This window comes from Rugamonas brunnea (assembly GCF_014042345.1).
Lineage (GTDB): Bacteria > Pseudomonadota > Gammaproteobacteria > Burkholderiales > Burkholderiaceae_D > Rugamonas > Rugamonas brunnea.
On sequence record NZ_JACEZT010000015.1, the window covers coordinates 47613 to 69116 of the forward strand.

General features: G+C 66.5%; 19 protein-coding genes. 4 read left to right on the forward strand and 15 right to left on the reverse strand.

What is annotated here, in order from left to right:
• Nucleotides 1–57: 57 nt before the first annotated feature.
• A complete protein-coding gene (locus H3H37_RS19945) occupies nt 58–972 on the forward strand; it encodes a LysR family transcriptional regulator (protein ID WP_182165785.1) in 915 nt (304 codons plus the stop codon).
• A 19-nt stretch (nt 973–991) separates the two neighbouring features.
• On the opposite strand, the gene H3H37_RS19950 is transcribed toward H3H37_RS19945, so the two are convergent.
• From H3H37_RS19950 to H3H37_RS19970, 5 genes are all read right to left on the reverse strand, one after another.
• A complete protein-coding gene (locus H3H37_RS19950) occupies nt 992–1936 on the reverse strand; it encodes an ABC transporter substrate-binding protein (RefSeq protein ID WP_182165786.1) in 945 nt (314 codons plus the stop codon).
• A gap of 178 nt (nt 1937–2114) precedes the next feature.
• A complete protein-coding gene (locus H3H37_RS19955) occupies nt 2115–3272 on the reverse strand; it encodes a zinc-binding dehydrogenase (protein ID WP_182165788.1) in 1158 nt (385 codons plus the stop codon).
• Nucleotides 3273–3275: 3 nt separating this feature from the next.
• On the reverse strand, nt 3276–3968 hold the full coding sequence (locus H3H37_RS19960; protein WP_182165790.1) for a hypothetical protein: 693 nt from the start codon (nt 3966–3968) through the stop codon (nt 3276–3278).
• 19 nt (nt 3969–3987) lie between these two features.
• Nucleotides 3988–4839 carry an alpha/beta fold hydrolase gene (locus tag H3H37_RS19965; RefSeq protein WP_182165792.1) on the reverse strand — a complete coding sequence of 284 codons (852 nt, stop codon included), beginning with the start codon at nt 4837–4839 and terminating at the stop codon, nt 3988–3990.
• A 172-nt stretch (nt 4840–5011) separates the two neighbouring features.
• Entirely contained in the window at nt 5012–6109 is a 1098-nt protein-coding gene (locus tag H3H37_RS19970; RefSeq protein WP_182165794.1) for a helix-turn-helix transcriptional regulator, read from the reverse strand.
• A 167-nt stretch (nt 6110–6276) separates the two neighbouring features.
• On the opposite strand from H3H37_RS19970, the gene H3H37_RS19975 reads away from it, so the two are divergent.
• Nucleotides 6277–7254: an NAD(P)H-dependent flavin oxidoreductase gene (locus tag H3H37_RS19975; protein ID WP_182165796.1), complete on the forward strand. Its 978-nt coding sequence runs from the start codon at nt 6277–6279 to the stop codon at nt 7252–7254.
• A 12-nt stretch (nt 7255–7266) separates the two neighbouring features.
• Here the strand turns inward: H3H37_RS19975 and H3H37_RS19980 are convergent, their stop codons facing one another.
• The 3 genes from H3H37_RS19980 to H3H37_RS19990 form a co-directional block, all read right to left on the reverse strand.
• Nucleotides 7267–7908, reverse strand: a complete 642-nt coding sequence (locus H3H37_RS19980) for a methyl-accepting chemotaxis protein (RefSeq protein ID WP_229218929.1) — start codon at nt 7906–7908, stop codon at nt 7267–7269.
• Between the two features lie 207 nt (nt 7909–8115).
• Complete coding sequence (locus H3H37_RS19985) at nt 8116–8952, reverse strand: class III extradiol dioxygenase family protein (RefSeq protein WP_182165798.1); 837 nt, start codon at nt 8950–8952, stop codon at nt 8116–8118.
• Nucleotides 8953–8955: 3 nt separating this feature from the next.
• Nucleotides 8956–9312 (reverse strand): protocatechuate 4,5-dioxygenase subunit alpha, encoded by a 357-nt coding sequence (locus tag H3H37_RS19990; protein ID WP_182165799.1) that lies wholly within the window; start codon nt 9310–9312, stop codon nt 8956–8958.
• 248 nt (nt 9313–9560) lie between these two features.
• Here H3H37_RS19990 and H3H37_RS19995 point away from each other — a divergent pair, with 248 nt between their 5' ends.
• Nucleotides 9561–10457 carry a LysR family transcriptional regulator gene (locus H3H37_RS19995; protein ID WP_182165800.1) on the forward strand — a complete coding sequence of 299 codons (897 nt, stop codon included), beginning with the start codon at nt 9561–9563 and terminating at the stop codon, nt 10455–10457.
• Nucleotides 10458–10532: 75 nt separating this feature from the next.
• Here H3H37_RS19995 and H3H37_RS20000 read toward each other — a convergent pair whose 3' ends face one another.
• The 7 genes from H3H37_RS20000 to H3H37_RS20030 form a co-directional block, all read right to left on the reverse strand.
• A complete protein-coding gene (locus H3H37_RS20000; RefSeq protein ID WP_182165801.1) occupies nt 10533–11867 on the reverse strand; it encodes a porin in 1335 nt (444 codons plus the stop codon).
• Between the two features lie 157 nt (nt 11868–12024).
• Nucleotides 12025–13389: an MFS transporter gene (locus H3H37_RS20005; RefSeq protein ID WP_182165802.1), complete on the reverse strand. Its 1365-nt coding sequence runs from the start codon at nt 13387–13389 to the stop codon at nt 12025–12027.
• Nucleotides 13390–13552: 163 nt separating this feature from the next.
• On the reverse strand, nt 13553–14422 hold the full coding sequence (locus tag H3H37_RS20010; RefSeq protein WP_182165803.1) for an amidohydrolase family protein: 870 nt from the start codon (nt 14420–14422) through the stop codon (nt 13553–13555).
• Between the two features lie 84 nt (nt 14423–14506).
• Entirely contained in the window at nt 14507–16366 is a 1860-nt protein-coding gene (locus H3H37_RS20015; protein ID WP_182165805.1) for a feruloyl-CoA synthase, read from the reverse strand.
• Nucleotides 16367–16446: 80 nt separating this feature from the next.
• Nucleotides 16447–18345, reverse strand: coding sequence for an acyl-CoA dehydrogenase (locus H3H37_RS20020; protein WP_182165807.1), 1899 nt, complete (start codon nt 18343–18345; stop codon nt 16447–16449).
• 111 nt (nt 18346–18456) lie between these two features.
• Nucleotides 18457–19911, reverse strand: a complete 1455-nt coding sequence (locus H3H37_RS20025) for an aldehyde dehydrogenase (RefSeq protein ID WP_182165809.1) — start codon at nt 19909–19911, stop codon at nt 18457–18459.
• Nucleotides 19912–19977: 66 nt separating this feature from the next.
• Complete coding sequence (locus H3H37_RS20030; protein WP_220456511.1) at nt 19978–20811, reverse strand: p-hydroxycinnamoyl CoA hydratase/lyase; 834 nt, start codon at nt 20809–20811, stop codon at nt 19978–19980.
• 178 nt (nt 20812–20989) lie between these two features.
• Between H3H37_RS20030 and H3H37_RS20035 the strand changes: the two genes are divergently transcribed.
• A complete protein-coding gene (locus H3H37_RS20035) occupies nt 20990–21493 on the forward strand; it encodes a MarR family winged helix-turn-helix transcriptional regulator (protein ID WP_182165811.1) in 504 nt (167 codons plus the stop codon).
• Nucleotides 21494–21504: the final 11 nt, after the last annotated feature.

Sequence of the window (21504 nt, forward strand, 5' to 3'; positions counted from 1 at the left end):
GCAAACACGGGCGTCCAACACTGAGTTAGTATTGTTTCCATACTCAAAAGGTATAATATGGAATTGCGTCACCTGCGCTACTTCGTCGCCGTCGCGGACGAGAAGAACTTCACCCGTGCCGCCCAGCGGCTGCACATCGCCCAGCCGCCCCTGAGCCGGCAGATCCAGTTGCTGGAGGAGGAACTGGGGGTGGAACTGATCGAAAAAGGTTCGCGCCCGCTGCGCCTGACGGAGGCCGGCCACTTCTTCCACGCGCACGCGCAGGAACTGCTGGCCAAGGCGGCCGAGCTGAAAACCATGACCCAGCGGGTGGGCAAGATCGAGCGTACGCTGTCGATCGGCTTCGTCGCTTCAACGCTGTATGGCCTGCTGCCGCAGATCGTGCGCCGCTTCCGCGAGCGCAACACGAACGTCGAGGTGACCTTCCACGAACTGACCACCATGCAGCAGATCCAGGCCCTGAAGGATGGCGTGATCGACGTCGGCTTCGGTCGCGTCAAGAGCGAAGACCCCAACATCCGCCGCATCGTGCTGCGTGAGGAACGGCTGATCGTGGCCCTGCCCTCCAACCATCCGCTGGCCAGTTCCACCGACCCCGTCAAGCTGCTGGACCTGCAGATGGAATGCGTGATCGTCTACCCCAAGGCGCCGCGCCCCAGCTTCGCCGACCAGGTGCTGGCCGTGCTGACGGAACGTTCCATCGCCCCGCACAAGATCCTGGAGGTGCGCGAACTGCAGATCGCCATCGGCCTGGTGGCGTCGGGACAGGGGGTGGCGGTGGTGCCGGAGAGTGTGAAGGGGATGCGGCGCGACGACGTGGTCTACCGCGACATCGCGGACCGCCACGCCATCTCGCCCGTGATGTTCAGCGTGCGCAAGCTGGACCGCTCGGACGAGCTGCAAAGCATGCTGTCGGTGATCTATGAAATCTACGACGAGGTGGGACTCCCCTACGTGCGCGAGTCGCTATGACGGCGTGCCGGCCGGTATATCAGGGTACCAGCAGATTGCGGATGTCCGGGCGGTCCAGGTTCTCCAGCGTCACCGCCACGGCTTGCGTGTAGATGGCCGGCTCGCGGGCATGCTCCCCCCGCGCCGCCGCGACGGCGGCCTTCATGCCCAGGTAACCCATCTGGCGGGGGTTCTGGATGATGAGGCACTGGATGTCGCCCTTGCGCACCCCGTCGAGCAGGAAGTCGGTAGTGTCGAAGCCGACGAATTTCTTCTTCCCGGCCAGCCCGGATTGCCTCAGCGCCCGTAGCATGCCGTCGCTGGACGATTCATTGACGGCGAAGACGCCGTCCACCTCGGGCCATTGCTCCAGCATCGCCAGCGCCTTGTGGTAAGCCTTGCCGCGCGTGCCGCCGCCATATTCGTCGGCCACCACGGTGATCTGCGGCGCGAACTTGCGCAGGTAGGCCAGGAAGCCTTCGGCACGTTCGTCGGTGGACGCGCTGCCCGCCACCGTGCGCAGCACGGCCACGCTGGCAGGGCCGTTCAGTTGCCCCGCCAGTCGCTCGGCCGCCAGCCTGCCGGCGGCCACGTTGTCGGTGCTGATGAAATTGACGGGGGATTTGTCGGCCAGGCCGGAATCGACCACCACGACCTTGATGCCCAGCGCCGCCGCCTTGCGCACCGGCTCCACCAGCCGCAAGCGGTCAGTGGGCGCGATGATGATGGCGTCTACGCCGGGCCGCGTGTACACGCCCAGGATCTGGATCTGGGAATCGATGTCATCGTTGTTAGCCGGCCCGCGCCAGGTCAGCGACACGTTGCCGGCCTCGCGGACAGCTTGCTCCACGCCCTGGCGCATGAAGGTCCAGAAGTCCTGGTCGCGGGCCTTGGGAATAAAAACGATATTGAGCTGGCGCGGGGCCGCGTAAGGAACGGGCAGCGCCAGCATGGCGCATGCGCACAGCAGTAGCCGACGTCTCATCGTCATGTGCCTCATGTGCCGCATGTGACCCCTTTGCCTCCCCTGACGGGCTGCCGCTCGGAACACCGATTTTACTCCCGCTGGCGGCCATGGCAAGGCATGCTGTGACCAGAACCGTACAGTACCGGCGGCTACCAGGGCCGGTGCTCGGGCAGCACCGGGCCATGGCCGGCCATGCCTACGGCTGTTGCGCGAGGCTGGCGGGGTCGATGAGGATCTTGGCGTGGCGCTCGGGGTCGCGCAGCGCATCGAAGGCCGAGGCCACGCCGCCCAGCCCCACGGTGCCCGTGACCAGGTGGGCGCACTTCACTTTACCCTCGGCCATCAGGTGCAGCGCGTCGCGGTATTCGAGCGGCGAGTAGCCCATGCAGAAGCGCAGGTCGATCTCCTTGTTGTTGCTCATGGCCGGCTCGATGCGGTCCGGCTCCATGCAGTAGCCGACCACCATAATGCGCGACAGCAGCGGCGCGCCGTCGATCAGGCGCTGCAGCATGCCGGGCACGCCCACGCATTCGAAGATGATGGGCCGCTTGGGCTGCAGGCCCAGTTTTTCGGCCAGGCGCCACACCTGCCACCACGGCAGCGGCAACTTGCCCAGCTTCTCGCGCGTACCCATGCCCAGTTCCAGCAATCCGGACAAGCCATCCAGGAATCCATATCGCTCTGGATGCTCGAACGGCGAATTCTCGGCCGGATTGATGACGACATCGGCGCCGCACAAGCGGGCCAGCTCGCGCCGCTTGGGCGAGAAATCACTGGCCACCACGGTGGCCACGCCGCGCGCCTTGAGCATGGCCACCACGGCCAGCCCCACCGGGCCGCAGCCGACCACGATGGCCACGTCCTTGCGCGTGGCCTGGCTGCGGTTGACGGCATGCAGGGCCACGGCCATCGGCTCCGTCAGCGCCGCCTGGTCGCTGGGCAGCCCGTTCGGGATCGGCATCAGCATGCTCTCGTCGACCACGATGCGCTCGGCGTAGGCGCCGGGCGAGCGCGAGGACAGGCCGATCATGTCGATCTCGCTGCCCTTGCGCATGACGGGCATGGCGCACACCCGCGTGCCCGTCTTGAGCTTGCGCGCGGTGCCGGCGCCCTGCTCCAGCACTTCGCCGCAAAACTCGTGCCCCATCACCAGCGGCTGGCTGGCTGTGGGAAAGTGGTGGTAACCGGTGCGCGCCATCAGCGCGCCCATGTGGTCGCAATGGTGGCGCATGTGCAGGTCCGAACCGCAGATACCGCAGCGCAGCACCTTGAGCAGCACCTGCCCCGCTTGCGGCACGGGATCGGGCAGCTCGCGCACGGACAGTTCAGCGTTCTGGCAAACGACAGCTTTCATGACTCAGTTTCCCCCATCGTGACGAACGGCGGACTGGCGCGCACTGCGATACCAGCCCATGCCCAGGAAGGCCAACAGCAGCACGGCGCCGGTGGCCAGGCGCAGGTCGGGCAGCACCAGGTCGCCGTCGGTCGGCACCAGCAGCACTTCCAGCGCGCGTAGCTTGTACGGCTCCAGCGGCGCGTAGCGCGGGTCGGACACCAGTTGCAGGAAGGCGCGCCGGTTCGGGTAACGCACCAGCAGCATGCGCGACCAGTGGTCGAACGAAGCGTCGGTGCCGATCGGGATCAGCGCGTCCTTGAAACGGATATCGCTGCCGTAGGGCGCGCTGCCCGCGTTGGGCAGCAGCAGCTTGAAGGCCTGGTCCTCGTAATAGGTGTTGGCCGCCTGCGGCGTCATGTTCAGCGGCGCCGCGCCTTGCGGCTCGACCAGTTTGGGGAAGTGGCGCATCAGGTTGAGCATGTAGAACGGCTTGCCGTCGTCGGCCTCGGCCCAGGCCCGCAGGCGCTGCATCACGCGCTGCTTGAGGGCCGGGTCGGGCATCTCCAGGTTCTTGTCGGCCGCCGCCAGATAGGTGTCGATTTCCGGCTTGGCCAGCTTGCCGGTGATGATGCCCGGCGTCTGCCACAGGTAGACGGCGACGAAAACCAGGCCCAGGGCCGCGCCGAAGCGGGCCATGAAAGCGCTGTTGCGCATAGAGTGACTCGCTTGAATGTTAATAGGTTGAAGAAGGAACGTGGCGTTCCAGATAGGACAGCAACAGGGCATTGACCGCCTCGGGCGCTTCCACCGTCATCCAGTGGCCCACGTTGTCGAGCCGCGTGTAGCTCCAGCCGCGCTTGCAGTAGCGCTGCGAGCGCGTCATCTGGCTCTCCACCAGGAAGTGGTCGTCCGTGGACCAGACGCCATACACGGGCACCAGCGCGTCGCCCCGGTTGACGGGCAACAGCAGGTCGGGATTGGCCCGGTAGTAGTTGATGCCCGCCGTCAGCCGGCCCGGCTCGGACAAGGCCTTGCGCCATTGCGGCATTTCCTGCGGACTGCCGCCCAGCAGGGCCAGTCCCTTGAAGTTGCCCAGCTTGAGCAGCCATTCGGGCAGCCACGGCAACTGGAACACCAGCGTGTAATAACCCTTGAGCTTTTGCAGCAGGCCGGCGCGCGCGTAGCAGGTCGGATGGCCGACGGACAAGGCCACGTAGCAGGCCACGCGTTCGGGATGGCGCAGCACGAAGGCCCAGCTGATCACGGCGCCCCAGTCGTGCCCCACCAGCCGCACCTGGCGCAGCTCCAATGCATCCAGCAAGGCGGCGACATCGGCCACCAGGTTCGTGAGGCGGTACGACCACTTGCTGCGCGGGATATCACTCTGGCCGCAGCCACGCAAATCCGGCGCGATCACGCGGTAGCCGGCCTTGACCAGCGCGGGGATCTGGTGGCGCCAGATGGCGTGCGTGTCGGGGAAGCCATGCAGCAGCAGCACCGGCTCGCCCTGTCCCTCGTCGATCACATTCAGGGTGATGCCGTTGACGCACACGCGCCGGCTGGCAAATGCCGTAGTCAGTTCCATGCGCCCGCCCCCGCCGGCGCTGTTCGCGGCTTGATGTTCATCGCTTTGTCTCCTTGATGATCGCGGCCCTCGGTCGGGGCCTTTGATGGGAGACATTGTCGGGCAGGCTACGCGACGAAACTTGTTAATTTCTGCCAACCCGTGATCATTTTCTGCCACGGGCGCGGTGGTTTCACTCGCTGTGCAAGGCAGCGCCGCCGGCATCGCGGAACTGGCGCGGCGTCTGTTGATGATGGCGGCGGAAGGCGCGGATGAAGTTGGAAGTGTCGCTGTAGCCGGCATGCGCCGCGATCTCGTCGATGCTCAGCGCCGATTGCGTGAGTAGCAGCCGGGTCGCGTCCATGCGCACCTGGTCGAGGATCTTCTGGTACTGCTGCCCTTCCTGCTGCAGCATCCGGCGCAAGGTGCGCGGCGACAGGCAGAAGTGGGCGGCCACCTGGTCGAGCGTGGGATAGGCGCCCGCATGGCCGGCCAGCCAGGCGGCCACGCGCTCGGACAAGTGGGCCGACCCAGCCCGCATGTCGAGCTGGCACTGGCGCATGGCCAGGGCATGGGCGTGGGCATCGGCGGTCGGCAGTTCCCGCTCCAGCAGGTCGGCCGGAATCCGGGCCGCCAGCATGGGCGCGTCGAATTGCGCATCGCACGGGCAGTGGGCGGCGCGCTCGGCCTCCCAGGCGGGCGCGGAGAACGGATACTCGATGCACACGCGCCCGATGCCGCCGCTGACCAGCCCGCGCAACACTTCGATGGCCGTGAACGCGACCACCGTGGAAACGAATTCGTCCAGCTCATACAGCGGCACCACGGGTACCAGCTCCATCCGGACAAAGCCGCCCGCCTCGCGCAGGGTCACGCGGATGCCCGAGCAGCGCAGGCTGGCCAGCATTTCCGCCGTGCGCAAGGCCTGGCGCACGGTGTTGCAGGAAAAGATGGCGTTGCCGACGTTGCCATGCACGTTGGCGCGGATGCGCCGGCCCCACTCGATCGACAGCAAAGGGTCCGGGCACTGCCGCACGGCCAGCCGCAGCAACGCCAGCAACTGGGAAAACAGGATGGGACCGGCCGCCTCGCTGAGCGCGTCCGGCGCCAGGCCGGCGCCGGCGAGCAAGGCCTCCACGGCCAGCCCGCGCTTGCGCAAGGTGTTGCACAACAGGCGCACATAGACGGGGTGGATGCTGGGCGCCTGGCGGACGCGCAGCGCGGCCGGGGCGGCCGGGGCAGTGGTAGCGGTCCTGGCAATCGTGGCGGTCGGGGCGGCGGGCAGGTTCATGGCCGCCAGCATAACGCATATTGGCCTGAAATGACTATCGAATGTCCATCCCGGCCCTGTGGCGATGCCGCACGCCGCTGCGACAATAGCCGGGACAGGCCAGCGCGCCGCCGGGTTCGACAGGTGTGTTCGCCGCATCCAACCATCCACTTCAAGCGAAATACGTCATGAAAACGAAAATCACGGAATTATTCGGCATCGAACATCCCATCATCCAGGGCGGCATGCACCACGTGGGCTACGCCGAGATGGCGGCCGCCGTCTCCAACGCGGGCGGCCTGGGCATGATCACCGGCCTGACGCAACGCTCGGCCGACGACCTGGCCCGCGAAATCGCCCGCTGCCGCGAGATGACGGACAAGCCGTTCGGCGTCAACCTCACCTTCCTGCCCATCATCAACACGCCGGATTATCCGGCCTACATCCGCGCCATCGTCGACGGTGGCGTGAAGGCCGTCGAAACGGCCGGCAACAACCCGCAGAAATACCTGCCCCAGCTGCATGAAGCCGGCGTCAAGGTGATCCACAAGTGCACCTCGGTGCGCCACGCGCTGAAGGCGCAGAGCATCGGTTGCGACGCCGTCAGCGTGGACGGCTTCGAATGCGCCGGCCACCCCGGCGAGGACGACGTGCCCAACTTCATCCTGCTGCCGCGCGCGGCCGACGAGCTGGAGATCCCCTTCGTCGCCTCGGGCGGCATGGCCGACGGCCGCAGCCTGGTAGCCGCGCTGGCGCTGGGCGCCCAGGGCATCAACATGGGCACCCGCTTCATCGCCACCAAGGAAGCGCCAGTGCACGAGAACGTCAAGCAAGCCATCGTGGCCGCCAGCGAACTCGATACCCGCCTCGTCATGCGCGGCCTGCGCAACACGGAACGGGTGCTGCGTAACGCGGCCGTGGACCGCCTGATGGAAAAGGAACGCGCGCTGGGCGCCGCCCTCAAGTTCGAGGACATCATCGAGGAAGTGGCCGGCGTCTATCCGCGCATCATGAAAGAAGGCGACATGGAAGCGGGCGCCTGGTCGTGCGGCATGGTGGCCGGCCTGATCCACGACATCCCCACCGTCCAGGAACTGATCGACCGCATCATGGCCGAGGCCACCAGCATCATCCGCCAGCGCCTGGCGGGCTTCCTGGCGGACTGACGCCACCAGCCCCTATTGCGTCACCGCCTGGCTGACCAGGGTGTCGATCTCGCCGGTGATCTCGGACAGCAGTCCCGCCACCACGGCGAACTCGCGCCCGGCATGGCCGGCGCGGGCGGCGACGATCTGCGCGTTGAAGGCCACCATGCGCGCCTGCTTGGCGATCATCATGATGTCGTTCATCATGGTGTTCATGCGGCGCTTCATCTGCAAGGCGTCGCGCTTGGACAACTCCTCGTACACCTGGGTGATGTGGTTCAGCAGCGGCAGCAACGTGCTGGCGTAGCGCACCAGCTCATCGACCAGGCCGGGGACGCTGCGGAAATTGCTTTCGATGGCCTGCAGCGTACGCTCCGCGTGGTCGACGAATTCCATGATGCGCGCGTGCCCCTGCTCCTTGCCGTGGTAGACCCGTTCCAGTTCCTCGCAAAAGATGCCGGGCATGGTGTCGCTGCCATCGACCAGGATGGTGTGGGCGTCGCGGAACGCAGTGAGGGCCTCGCGCGCGGCGACCAGGGCGGCGGGGTCCGGCCTGGCGGCCAGCACGGCGAACAGGACCAGCCGTTGCGAGGTGAAGCGGCGCCGGCCGGACAGGTTGATCAGGGCGCCGAACACTTCGCCGGACAGGGTGGAAGGAGGTGGGGAGGTAGCCATGGTGCGCACTCGCATGGAAGTGGATGAACGCTTAGTAGCCATGCAGGAAGCGTGCCCGTCACTAGCAGGCAGAAACGCACCACGCTTGCGCATCATGCCCGGTTTGCGTGCCCTCCAGGCAAGAAATATTGCCGGATACACACTAGACAGCACCAGGAAGGGGAAGGCGCGGCGGCGGCGGTCCGCGCACCGCTGCCGCCCTCCTGCTTAGACCGGCTCCAGCAGCATGGTCGCCGCCGCCGTGTTCGAGATCGGGATATGGAAGTTGGAATGCACCACCTTCACCGCGCCGGCCACGGTGCCGCGCGCGATCAGCCAGCTCAGTAATTCCACCCCTTCGTTGCCGGCTTGCTCGACCAGGTCCACATCGGAGAACTGGGTCGCCCACTGCGGATCGTTGACCATGCTGTCCATGAACTTGAGGTCGAACTCCTTGTTGATGAAACCGGCCCGCTCGCCTTCGAGCTGGTGCGACAGGCCGCCCGAGCCGATCACCAGCACCTTGGCGTCCTCCGGGAAGGCGGCGATGGCGCGGCCGATCGCCTCACCGAGCTTGTAGCAGCGGCGCGCCGACGGCAGCGGGAACAACACCGTGTTGACGCACACGGGCACGCTCCGGACCGGCCATTTCTGTTCCGGCCACAGCAGCGCCATCGGCAGCGTGAACGCGTGGTCGACCAGCATTTCCTGGCAGGTGACCATGTCGAACTCATCGCGGATCAGCCGGTCGCGGATATGCCAGGACAGGTCTTCGGCGCCGGGGAAGCTGGGCATGGTGGGGATGCCCCAGCCCTCGTCCTCGCTGCGGTACTCGGGCGCGGCGCCGATGGCGAAGGTGGGCTGCTTATCGAGGAAGAAGTTGAGGCCGTGGTCGTTGAAGCAGGACACGACGATGTCCGGCTTGACCCGGTCCAGCCAGGCGCGGATCGGCGGGAAACCGTCGAAGAACGGTTTCCAGTACGGATCTTGCTGAAGGTTTTGGTGGATCGCCTTGCCGATGGCCGGCACGTGCGAGGTGTTCAGGATGCCTACGATTTTAGCCATGATTTATTTCCCCGCCGCTACAAGTTTCGCTTTGAATTCTTCCTTGCTCATACCGGTCTGCAAGGCGCCGATGTCCTGCATGTCCAGCCCGAGCACGCCGCCGGCCAGCTTGCCGAGGAAGTACACGCCGCCGCCCGCGCGGATCAGCGACAGCACGTCGCGTTCGAGGATGGCGCGGGTCTGTTCCTGGTTGAGGCCGAATTGCTGGCAGTAGGCCCGCTCGTCGCTGACGAAGGCGTCGCGGTTGGCCTTGCTGTTGAACGAATAGCACATCTTGTTGAGCGCGTAGCCCTCACGGGCCGCGTCGCTGTCGAAGATGGGCGCGCCCGGAATCGTGCGCTTCTGCTGACGAGCAGTCATGTTGCGATCTCCTGAATTGGTCGAGGTTGGCGCGCTGCCGGATCATGCGCTGATCCCGCATCGCTATTGCATTATTGAAGCACCAAACCATTAAATACATAGATCATTTATGATGCTATTCATGAGAGAATTTGATGCATTAAGGCTTGCGGGGCGCACAAGCCGGCTATCGCGGTCCGGCATAACAGCTATCGCGCCACGGCCAGCCGCGTGATCGATAAAAGCAACAGATTGGGGAGCATGGACGCATGAACAACGTCGATTACCTGGACCTGGACGGCCGGCTGCTGCGCCTGCTGGTCGCCGTCCACGAGGAAGGTTCCGTGACCCGGGCGGCGCAGCGGCTGGGCATCACGCAGTCGGCCGTCAGCCACATGCTCGACAAGCTGCGCGCCATCGTCGGCGACCCGCTGTTCGTCAAATCGGGCCGTTCGGTGGTGGCCACGGCGCAGGCCGGCGAACTGGCGGCGCAGGCGCGGGGGCTGCTCGACCAGTTGCAGCAGTTCAGCAGCAAGCCCGATTTCGCCCCGGCCAGCCTCGACCGCACCCTGACCATCGCCGCCAACGACCTGCAACGCGACCTGCTGCTGCCGGCCCTGTTCGCGCTGCTCAAGCAGGAAGCGCCCCGGTTGCAGTTGCGCGTGATCCCGTCCAACATCCCCGGCAGCGAGCTGCTGCGCACCGACCGCTGCCAGCTGGCCATCTCGCCACGGCCGCCGGCCGGCAGCGACATCGTGCAACGCCGCCTGTTCAACGACCGCTATGTCGTGTTTTACGATCCGCAAGTGCGCGAAGCGCCGCGCAACCTGAAAGACTACCTCGCCGCCGAGCACGTCACCGTGGTGTACGAACCGCAACGCCACCTCGACATCGACGACCACCTGCAGGGGAAAGGCATACAACGGCGCTTCGCCGTCAGCGTGGCCGGTTTCGCCGGCATCAAGCCCTTCCTCAAGGGCTCGGCCTACCTGGCGACGCTGCCGCACCGCCTGGGCGCCAACCAGCTGGCCGGCTTCTCCCAGACCGGGACGCCCTTCACCTGCCCCGAGATGCCGATGTACGCGATCTGGCACCAGCGCTACCAGCACCACCCGATGATGCGCTGGCTGCTCGACAAGTTGTACCAGGTCAGCGCGGCCATGTAAAAAAAAACCGGGGTCAGGTCATGTAGCGTCGCTACATGACCTGACCCCGGTTTACCGTTCAGGCGTTGCTGCGGATCAGAAGCGGTAACGCAGGCCCAGCATCACGGCCGTCTGCGCGCCGCCGGGTGGTGGCGCGACACCAGCGCCGACCGAAGCCGCGTACTGGGCCTTGGCGCTGTTGTTGATGTGCGCCAGCTGGAAGTACGGCGAGAAGTCCTTGGTGACGAAGTAGAACGCGCGCAGCACGTAAAGGTCGGCATCGCGGTCCTGGTCCTTGTTGGTGATGCGGTGGTAGCCGCCTTCCACCGTATAGGTCTCGTTGAAGCGCCATGCGCCTTCCAGGTAGTAGGCATCGGACTTGACGGTGCCCGACGCCAGTTCGGCCTTGCGGCCCAGCCAGCCGATGCCGATCTTGCCGCCGGCGCCGCCGTTGGCGTTGCCGAGGTTGACGTAGCCGCCCAGGTGGCTGCGCTTGTCGCTGTCCTCCGGCCGCGTGAACGCGATCGGCGCGGCGCCGTTGAAGAAGTTGGCCAGCGCGCCGGTGCCGCCCTTTTGCTCATCGTATGCCGCCGCCACGCCGAAACGGGCGTCGTCGTACTTGGCCATGGCCGACCAGCCACGGCAGGCATTGCTGCCCGCGCCCGGCAGTTCACCGGCGCAGGTGCCGGTGCCGGGTGCGCCGCCGGCCGTGTCGCGCGCCAGGCTGTAGACGGCGCCGAACGAGGCCTTGCCGAACTTGCCGCGCCAGGCCAGCGCATTGTCGTAGCGGGCGTTGGGCAGGTAGGCGTCGAGCGAGCCGAGCGCGTAGATGTTCGGACCCAGCAGGTCAGAATCCATGGCGAACACCAGCATCGAATACTGGCGGCCCATGGTGAAGGCGCCATAGGCCGTCTCGACGCCGGCGTACAGCTGGCGGCCGAACAGGCGACCGCCCTGCCCCAGCGTGCCGCTGTCGAAGTTAAAGCCGGTCTCCAACACGGCCACGCCGTTGATGCCAGGCACCAGCTCCTTGTTCACCTTGAAGCCCAGGCGCGACGCCACGGTGCCGGTGATGTTAGGCATGCGGGTCACGCTGCCTTCGACGGCGCCGTTCTTGACGTCGGTGATGCGCTCGACGCCGCCGTCGAGGATGCCGTAGATCGTCATGCCCTGCGGCAGCGCCGAGGCGCTGGCGGCTTGGGCGGCCGGGGCGGCCGGGGCGGCAGCCACTTTCTGTTCGATGCTGGACACGGCCCGCTGCTGGCTCTCCTGCTGGCCCAGCAGCTTCTGGATCAGTTGGCGCTGCTCGGCCAGTTCGCGGCGCAGTGCGTCGACTTCGCTGTCGGCGTGCGCCGGCAAGGCGCCGGCCAGGCCAAAGGCGGCGATCAGTGCGCCAACGATGGGCTTGGCGGGGTGCTGGAATGCGGTCATTACTTATCTCCTGGTTTTATTGTCATTCCCGCTGGACAAAGCGGGGGCATCCCTCCCGGCGGGCCGGGAAGAAATTCGGTATTCAGCTGGCCGCGCTCAGGCGGCCGGCCGGTGGTTGGGGTATGCCCGGGTGGGCTGGAACAGGGGCGCGGGCGCCTCAGGCATCGGCCGGCTGCAGCAGCACCGGCTTGCGCTCCGGATGGGAGCTGTTCTTGACGAACAGGGCGATGGCGGCGATCAGGCCGGGGATGGCCAGCACCGCGAAGATCTGGTCGAAACCGAACTGGCGGCGCTGCAGCTCAGCCACCAGGAACGGCGCGGCGACGGCGCCGATGCGGCCGATGGCCATCATCCAAGCCACTCCGGTGGCGCGACCCGCGGTCGGGTAGAAGTTGGCCGCCAGGGCCGGCATGCTGCTCTGCGTGGTATTCATCACGGCGCCGGCGACGAACACCATCAGCACCAGCCAGCCCAGGTTACCGGCCGCCTGGCCGATGCCGTACACGCAGACGGCGGTGAGCAGGTAGCCAAACATGATGACGCGGTTGGCGTTGAACTTGTCCATCAGCAGGCCGAAGGCGATTGCGCCTACGCCGCCCAGCGGGAACAGCGAGGTCACCAACACGGCCGTTTTCGGATCGAGGCCGCCGTCCTTGAGCAGGATCGGCATCCAGTTGATCAGCGCGTAGAAGATGACGATGCCCATGCCATAGGTCAGCCACAGCATGGTGGAACCGACCACGTAGGAGCGCGACAGGATCAGCGCGACGCCGGTTTTGCCCGTCTCGGTGGCGCCGGCGCCCTGCGCCTTGTCGCCCATGACGAACGCGCTGGCCTCGCCCACCTTGTCCGAGAAACGCGACAGCACGGCGCGGATGCGGTCGGCCGAACGGCCGCGCGCCACCAGGAACTGCACCGATTCCGGCACCAGGAACAGCATGACCAGCGCCAGGCAGATCGGCAGCACGCCGCCCAGTTGCAGCACGCTGCGCCAGCCCCAGGCCGGGATCATCCAGGCCGACAGGAAACCGCCCCAGGCCGCGCCCAGCGGGAAGCCGGTGAACATGGCGCTGGTCAGCAAGGCGCGGCGTTTGCCGGGGGCGAACTCGTTGGCCATGGTGACGGCCAGCGGCATCGCGCCGCCCAGGCCCAGGCCGGTGATGAAGCGCCAGGCCACCAGTTCGTTGAGGCTGCCGGCGGTCGAGGAAACCAAGCTGGCCAGGCCGAACAGGCCCACGGCGCCGCACAGCAGGAACTTGCGGCCCAGGCGGTCGGCCAGCGGGCCGATGGCCACCGAGCCCAGCGCCAGGCCGGCCAGCGCGGCGCTCAGCACGGGCGCCAGTTGCGGCTTGGTCAGGCCCCACTCCTTGAGCAGCGACGGCGCGATGTAGCCGATGGCGGCGGTGTCGAAGCCATCGAGCAGGATGACGAAGAAGCAGATCGCGAAGATCAGGAAGTGGAACCGGGTGAACTTGCTCTCTTCGACCAACTTGCGTATGTCGATCGTGTTATTGGGCGTCATATTGTGTCTCCTCCACTTGCCGTGGGATGTAGTTGAACCGCTAAAAATTACGTTATTGCATATGACTGATTGTGCAGGCCTGCTATATAGGGTGGAAGAGATCGCGGGCACTAGCAGTTATACCCTTTTGCGATAAGCGCGCAAAATGCGCGCAAAAAATGCACTATTTGGCGCCCAGCCCCAGCAGGCGCATGGCGTTCTGCTTCAGAATCAAGGGCGCGACCTCCGGTTTGAAGCCGGCCTTCTCGAAATCGGCCAGCCAGCGGTCCGGCGTAATCAAGGGAAAATCGGAGCCGAACAATATGCGTTCGCGCAACAGCGTGTTGGCGTATTGCACCAACTGTGGCGGGAAGTAGCGCGGCGACCAGCCCGACAGGTCGATCCACACGTTCGGCTTGTGCAGGCACAGCGACAACGCTTCGTCCTGCCACGGCCAGCTCGGGTGGGCCATCACGATCTGCATGTCGGGGAAGTCGATGGCCACGTCCTCCAGCAACATCGGGTTGGAATTGGCCACCCGCAGGCCGCCGCCGGCGCGCATGCCGCTGCCGATGCCCGAATGGCCGGTGTGGAAGATGGCCGGCAAGCCGTATTCGGCGATCACCTCGTACAGCGGCCAGGCGAAACGGTCGTAGGGCAGGAAGCCCTGCACGGTGGGATGAAACTTGAAGCCGCGCACACCGTATTCCTCGATCAGGCGGCGCGCCTCGCGCGCGCCCATCACGCCCTTGTGCGGGTCGATGCTGGCGAAGGCGATCATCATGTCGCTGTTGGCGCGCGCCGCCTCGGCGATCTCCTCGTTGGGGATGCGGCGCCGGCCGATCTGGGCTTCCGCGTCGACGGTGAACATCACTAGTCCGATCTTGCGCTCGCGGTAGTAGGCCACCGTCTCGGCGATGGTGGGGCGCCGGTCCGAGCCGAAATACTTGTCGGCCGCGCGGTCGAATTCATCGCCGAAATGGTCGTGGCCCTGGCAGCAGGACACTTCGGCATGGGTGTGGAAATCAATGGCGATCAGGTCGTCGCAATGCATGGTGTGCTCCTGGATGTGGTGGTGACGGGGCCGGCGCGCGGCGCCGGCCCGGGGTCGGGCTCGGGCCCGCGCTTTGGCTTGGGCTCAGGCGAGGATGACGAAATCGTCCTGGCCGCGATACAGCGCTTCGATCAGCTCCGCGCGCCGGGCCAGCACGGCGCGCTGGTTGATCGAGCCCTTGTCCGTCACCTCGCTGTGGTCGATCGACGGCGGGGTTTCCAGCAAGCGTATCCAGGCGACCCGGTTGGCCGAGCCGGTGGCCGTGCTGTTGACGCGCGCCAGCAACGCCTGGAAGTGGGCGCGCACGGCCGCATGGGTCATCACCTCGAACAGGTCGGCCCGCTCATCGAGGCCGGCCAGTTGCCGGCATTCGGCCGGACGGGCGAAGATCAGCAGGCCGATCTGGTCGCGGTTCATGCCGGCCACCACCACGTCCTGCACATAGGGCGCGCCGGCGGTGATGACCTTGGCGCGCAGCGGACCGACGCTGACGAAGGTGCCCGAGGACAGCTTGAAATCTTCCGCGATGCGGCCGTCGAACACCAGGCCCAGTTCGGGCCGCGCCGCGTCGACGAACTTGAGCGCGTCGCCGGTGCAGTAGTAGCCCTCGGCGTCGAACACTTCCGCGCTTTGCGCCGGATTGCGCCAGTAGCCAGGCATCACGTGCGGGCCGCGCATGCGCGCTTCCAGCTTGCCGTCGATGGGCACCAGTTTGACCTCGCAACCGGGCGCCGGCAGGCCGACGTAGCCGGCGCCGATCACGCCGCCGGTCGAGAACAGGCAGGACGGCGCCGTCTCCGTCATGCCCAGTCCCACCATCATCCGGATCAAATGGCCGCAATGGGCTTCGGTGACGCGGTCGAGCCGGTCCCAGGCCGCCTGCGACAGGCCGGCGCCGGCGAAGAAGAACAGCTTCAGGCGGGCGAAGAATTTTTCGCGCAACTGGGCGTCGTGTTCGAGCACCACGGTCAGGTCTTCCCACGCCTTGGGCACGTTGAAATAGACGGTGGGCGAAATCTCGCGCAGGTTGCGCAGGGTGGCGTCGAAGCGCTTGGCGGTGGGCTGGCCATCGTCGATGTAGAAGCTGCCGCCGTTGTAGAGCGCGATGCCGACGTTGTGGCTGCCGCCGAAGGTGTGGTTCCACGGCAGCCAGTCGACCAGCACCGGCGGCTCCTCGGCGAAGTAAGGCATGGTTTGCAACAGCATCTGCTGGTTGGCGCACAACATGCGTTGCGTGGTCACCACGGCCTTGGGCAGCTTGGTCGAGCCGGAGGTGAACAGGAACTTGGCGATGGTATCCGGGCCGACGGCGGCGTTGGCGGCATCGACCGTCTTCGGCACCGTCTCCAGCAGGTCCGCGAACGCGATGCTGGGGCGGTCGGGCAGTTCGCCCTTGCCCAGCACGATCTCCACGTCGGCCGCCAGCGCGCCGGCGATGGCCTTGGCGAACGGCGCGCCTTCCGCCGCGTACACCATGCCCGGCGTGACCGTGTCGACGATGTGGCGCAGCTTGCCGTAGTCGGTGGCCACCAGCGAATAGGCCGGCGACACCGACGAATAGGGTATGCCGGCGTACATGGCGGCGAACATCAGCTGGCTGTGCTCAAGGTCGTTCCCGGACAACACCAGCAATGGGCGTTCGACCGACAGGCCACGATCAAGCAGCCACTGGCCGATGCGGCGTACGCGCGCCAGCATGTCGGCATAGCTGATGCGGACCCACTCGCCATCCTCGCCGCGCGCCGCCATCAGCGTGCGCTCCGGGAACTGGTGGGCGCCGTCCACCAGGCGGTCGGTCAGACAGCGCGGGTAGTCGCCCAGCGCTTCGAGCGGGCGGATGTGCCAGACGCCGTCGGCATCGCACCGGATCTCCGCCGGCGGATGACCGATGCTGACGGGCCGGTAGTCGGCTTCCACGATAGCCTTGAATGCTGCGGTATTCATCTTGTCTCCTGTAGTCGTATTGTCTGGCGATAGCGCGCGATGTTCAAGCCACCTTGTTCAGCGCGCCACGCCGTTGGAATTCAGGCCCAGAGGGCGGTGTCCGGCGCCAGGCCGACGCAGGCCGAGGCGGCCACGGTGTCGGCGTGGCCGCGCACTTGCGGCGCATAGGTGGCGAACCAGAAGCTGGCCAGCGCCAGCACGCCGCGCAGGTAGCCGGCATCCTCCGCACCCGCGCCCGGGGCGCCCGCCGGGGCCGATTCAGCCGCCCCTGCTGCCCCTGCTGCCGCTGCCACTCCTGCCACTCCTGCCGCTCCAGTTGCCGCTGCGGCCCCTGCCGACGCCGCTGCGGCCAGCCCGCCTTGCGCCGCGCGCGCCGCCTGGGCCACGCGCCAGCCGGCGCACACCAGTCCCGCCAGATGCAGGAAAGGCACGGCCGCCGCCTGCACGGTGGCGGGATCGCTGCTGCCGTTGGCCAGCAGGAAGTCGGTGGCCCGCTCCAGATCGTCCACATTGGCCGCCAGCGCCTTGGCGTGGCCGGCCAGCTCCCGCACGTCGGCCAGGGCCGCGACGTCGGCGCGGATCTCGGCCACCAGTTCGCGCAGCGTGGCGCCGTTCTCGCGCAGGATCTTGCGGCTGACCAGATCATTGGCCTGGATGCCGGTGGTGCCCTCGTAAATGCGCGTCACGCGCCCGTCGCGGTAGTGCTGGGCGACGCCCGTTTCCTCGACAAAGCCCATGCCGCCGAACACCTGGATCGCGTCGTCGCAAACCAGATTGCCGGTCTCGGTATTCCAGCCCTTCAGCACCGGCATCAGCAGGTCGATGTAACGTCGGCTGCGGGCGGCCGCCTCGGGCGATGGATGGTGGCGCGCCTGATCGAACCACGCGGCAGCCGGATAGACCAGCGCCCGCATGGCGAAAATCCGGGTGCGCATCGCCAGCAACTGGCGTTTGACGTCCGGGTGGCCGGCGATAGGCCGGCCGGCCTCGCCCGCCACCTTGCCCTGGCTGCGCTCATTCGCGTAGCGCAGCGCCATCTGGTAGGCGCGTTCGGCCAGCGCCACGCCGTGCAGGCTGACGCCGAAACGGGCTTCGTTCATCATCACGAACATGTATTCGATGCCGCGATTCAGTTCCCCCACGAGGTAACCAACCGCCCCGCCCTGGTCGCCATAGGCCATGGTGCAGGTCGGGCTGCCGTGGATGCCCATCTTGTGTTCCAGCGAGACGGCGCGCACATCGTTCTTCGCCCCCAGGCTGCCGTCGGCGTTGACGAGGAACTTGGGCACCAGGAACAGCGAAATGCCCTTGATGCCGGCCGGCGCGTCGGGCAGCCGGGCCAGCACCAGGTGGACGATGTTGTCCGTCAGTTCATGGTCGCCGTAGGAAATGAAAATCTTTTGGCCAAACAGGCGATAGCTGCCGTCGGCGGCGGCTTCGGCGCGCATGCGCACGGCCGCCAGATCGGAACCGGCCTGCGGCTCCGTCAGGCTCATATTGCAGGCCCACTCGCCGCTGACGATGCGCGGCAGGTACAGGGCCTTCATGGCCTCATCGGCCGCCACGTCCAGCGCCTCGGTCTGGCCCAGCGTCAGTTGCGGCAGCATGGTGAAGGCCAGGTTGGCGGAGAACCACATCTCCCACACGGGCGCCCAGAGCGCCTTGGGCAAGCCCTGCCCGCCGTACTGCTCCGGCAGCGACAGGCCCAGCCAGCCGCCGGCCACGAATTGGTCCCAGGCCTCCTGCCAGCCGTAGGGCACGACCACGCGGTCGCCATCGAGGCGGCAGCCCTGCAGGTCGCCGGACTTGTTGATCGGCGCCAGCACGCCGGCCGCGAATTTGTCGGCTTCCTCAAGAATGCTGTAGACCAGCTCCGGTTCGGCCGCCTCGCAGCCGGGCAAGGCCGCGATACTGTCGATGCCGACCAGATGGTCGAGGATGAAGCGCATATCGCGCAGCGGTGCGCCGTAGGTGTCCATGTGTTATCCCAAACTGTGGGCGCGGGGCGGGCCCGCGCCGAAATGACTCAAATACTGATCCAGCGGGCCGGCCCTGATCAGGGCCGGCCGCCCGCCGCGGAAGCGACTTTCCTACACCGGGTAGTGGCGGTGCGTGGTTTGCACCGTAATCCAGCGCAGGTCGGTGAACTCGGCCATGCCCGCCTTGCCGCCGAAGCGGCCGTAGCCGGACGCCTTGACGCCGCCGAACGGCATCGGCGCCTCGTCATGCACGGTCGAGGAGTTGATGTGGCAGATGCCCGACTCGATGCGCTTGGCCAGCGCCATGGCGCGCCCGATGTCCTTGCTGAACACGGAGGCCGACAAGCCGTACTCGCTGTCGTTGGCCAGCGCCACCGCCTCGTCGTCGCTGTCCACGCGCAGCACCGAGACCACGGGGCCGAACGCTTCCTCGCGGTACAGGTCCATGGCCTTGGTCAGGCCATCCACCAGCACCGGTTGCAGTAGCGCGCCGTCGGCCTGCACCGGGCCGGTGGCCAGCGTTGCGCCCTTGGCCACCGCGTCGGCCACCAGGCGCTCGACGCGCGCGGCCGCCTCGGGGCTGACCATGGCGCCCAGGATGCAGCCCTCGCTGCCCGGCTTGCCCGCTTTCATGCTCGCCACCTTGGTCGCCAGCTTGTCGACAAACGCATCGGCCACGGAACGGGCGACGATGATGCGATCGGTGGACATGCAGATCTGGCCCTGGTTGAAGTAGGAGCCGAAGGCGGCGGCCGTCACGGCTTCGTCGATATCGGCATCTTCCAGCACCAGCATCGGGTTCTTGCCGCCCAGTTCCAGCACGGCCGGCTTCAGGTATTTGGCCGCCAGCTGGCCGATGATGCGGCCAACATGGGTCGAACCGGTGAAGTTGACGCGCTTGACGGCCGGATTGGCGATCAAGCGCTCGACCAGCGCCGCCGCGTCGGCCGGCGCGTTGCTGAGCACATTGACGACGCCGGCCGGGAAGCCCGCCTCCTGGAACACGTCGCCGATCAGGCGGTGCAGGCCCGGCGTCAGTTCCGACGCCTTCAGCACCACCGTGTTGCCGCAGGCCAGAGGCACAGCGATGGCGCGCGTGCCCAGGATGACAGGCGCGTTCCACGGCGCGATGCCGAGCACCACGCCAGCCGGCTGGCGCACGGCCATGGCCAGGTTGCCGTCCACGTCGGACGGGATCACTTCGCCGCCAACCTGGTTGACCATGCCGGCCGCGTCGCGCAGCATATTGGCCGCCAGCATGGCGTTGAAGCCGTACCACACCGGCGTCGACGCCGCCTCGGCCACGCCCATGGCGATAAAGTCGGGCGCCCGGCGGTCCATCACCTCGGCCGCCTTCAGCAGCAGCAAACGGCGCGCGCTGGGCGCCATCGCGGCCCAGGCCGGGAACGCGGCGGCGGCGGCGGCCACGGCAGCGTCGGCGTCTTCCAGCGTGGCGGCGGCGGCCAGCGTCACCACCTCGCCGCTGACGGGGTTCTTGCGCTCGAACGTGGCGCCGTTGGCGGCGGGACGGCTCTCGCCGCCGATCAGCAATGCAATCTTATTCATCGTCTCCTCCTCGATAGGGTTCCGGCGCCTGCAATGGGCTGCCGGTCGGTGTAGGTTGGTGCCGGCTTATTTGCGCTGGTAGGTTTGCAGGCCGGGCTTGAGGGTCTTGTCATCGAGGAATTGCTTCATGCCTTCCTTGCGGCCCTGCTCTGGATCGCGGCCGATGCACTGGTCCAGCTTGGCGTACAGGTAGTCCTCGCACTGGTCCCAATCGAGTTCGCGGCAACGCTTGAAGCCGTTCTTGGCGTAGCGCAGCACCACCGGATTCTTCTCCAGCAACTTGTTGGCCAGCGCTTGCACTTCTTCGCGCAACTGGGCGCGCGGCACGCTCTTGTTGACCAGGCCCATCTGCGCCGCCTTCTGGCCGCCGAACGGCTCGCCCGTCATGATGTAGTACAGCGATTCGCGGTGACCGACGGTGTCGGCCATGGCCTTGCTCACCAGGTTGCCCGGCGGGATGCCCCAGTTGATCTCGGACAGGCCGAAGGTGGCCTCGTCGGCGGCGATGGCCAGGTCGCAGGCCACCAGCGGCGAGAAACCGCCGCCAAAGCACCAGCCGTTGACCATGGCGATGGTCGGCTTGTTGTACATGCGCAGCAGCTTCCACTGCCATTCGCAGGCGTCGCGGCGCGAACGTTCCTGGAAGATCTCGGGCTTGCCATCCGTTTCGCGGAAGTATTCCTTGAGGTCCATGCCGGCTGTCCAGGAGTCGCCGGCGCCGGTCAGCACCAGCACTGCGGCTTCCTCGTCCAGTTCCAGCGTCTGCAGCACATCGATCATCTCGCGGTTGAGCGTCGGGCTCATCGCGTTGCGTTTTTCCGGGCGGTTCAGCGTGACCCAGGCGATGCCCGCCTCGACTTTGACATCCACACAAGTCCAACGTTGTTCGTACTTAGCCATTCTCAGCCTCCTTAATTGGTTAATATCAGGCTACCTGATACATCAATCATAAAGGATAAAAATAAAAACGCAAGCCTGCGTCAAGCTTTTCCGAAAATAATTCCGATGCCGGCCCCGGTTGCGGTAAGATCTGCAACATATATCAGGCAACCTGCCAACCTTCACACACGGAATCACCATGAACGCACTCCTCAACGACACCGCCGGCGACGAGAAAAACCGCCCGCTCGGTGTCTGCTACCTGATCGGCCGGCTCGACCATGCCGTCAACCGCCGCATCCGCGACGCCCTGACCCCGCTGGGCCTGACGGTGAGCCAGTACACGGCGCTGTCATTCCTTGAGTCACATGCGCAGATCAGCAACGCCCAGCTGGCCGAACGCTCGCTGATCTCGCCGCAATCGGCCAACGAGATGGTCAAGCTGATGGAACAAAAGGGCTGGGTCGAACGCCATCCCGACCCCACCCACGGCCGCATCGTGCGCCTGAGCCTGACGGCCACGGGCCAGTCCCTGCTGGACCAGGCGCACGCATTCGTGGCGCGGCTGGAAGCGGGCATGCTGTCCAAGCTGACGGCCGGCCAGCGCACCGCCCTGCACCAGAACCTGCGCCAGGTGCTGCACGCGCTGAGCGCGATCATGATCGACCCCACGCTGGCCGATGAAGTGAGCAAGGGCCAGTGAGCACACCCGGC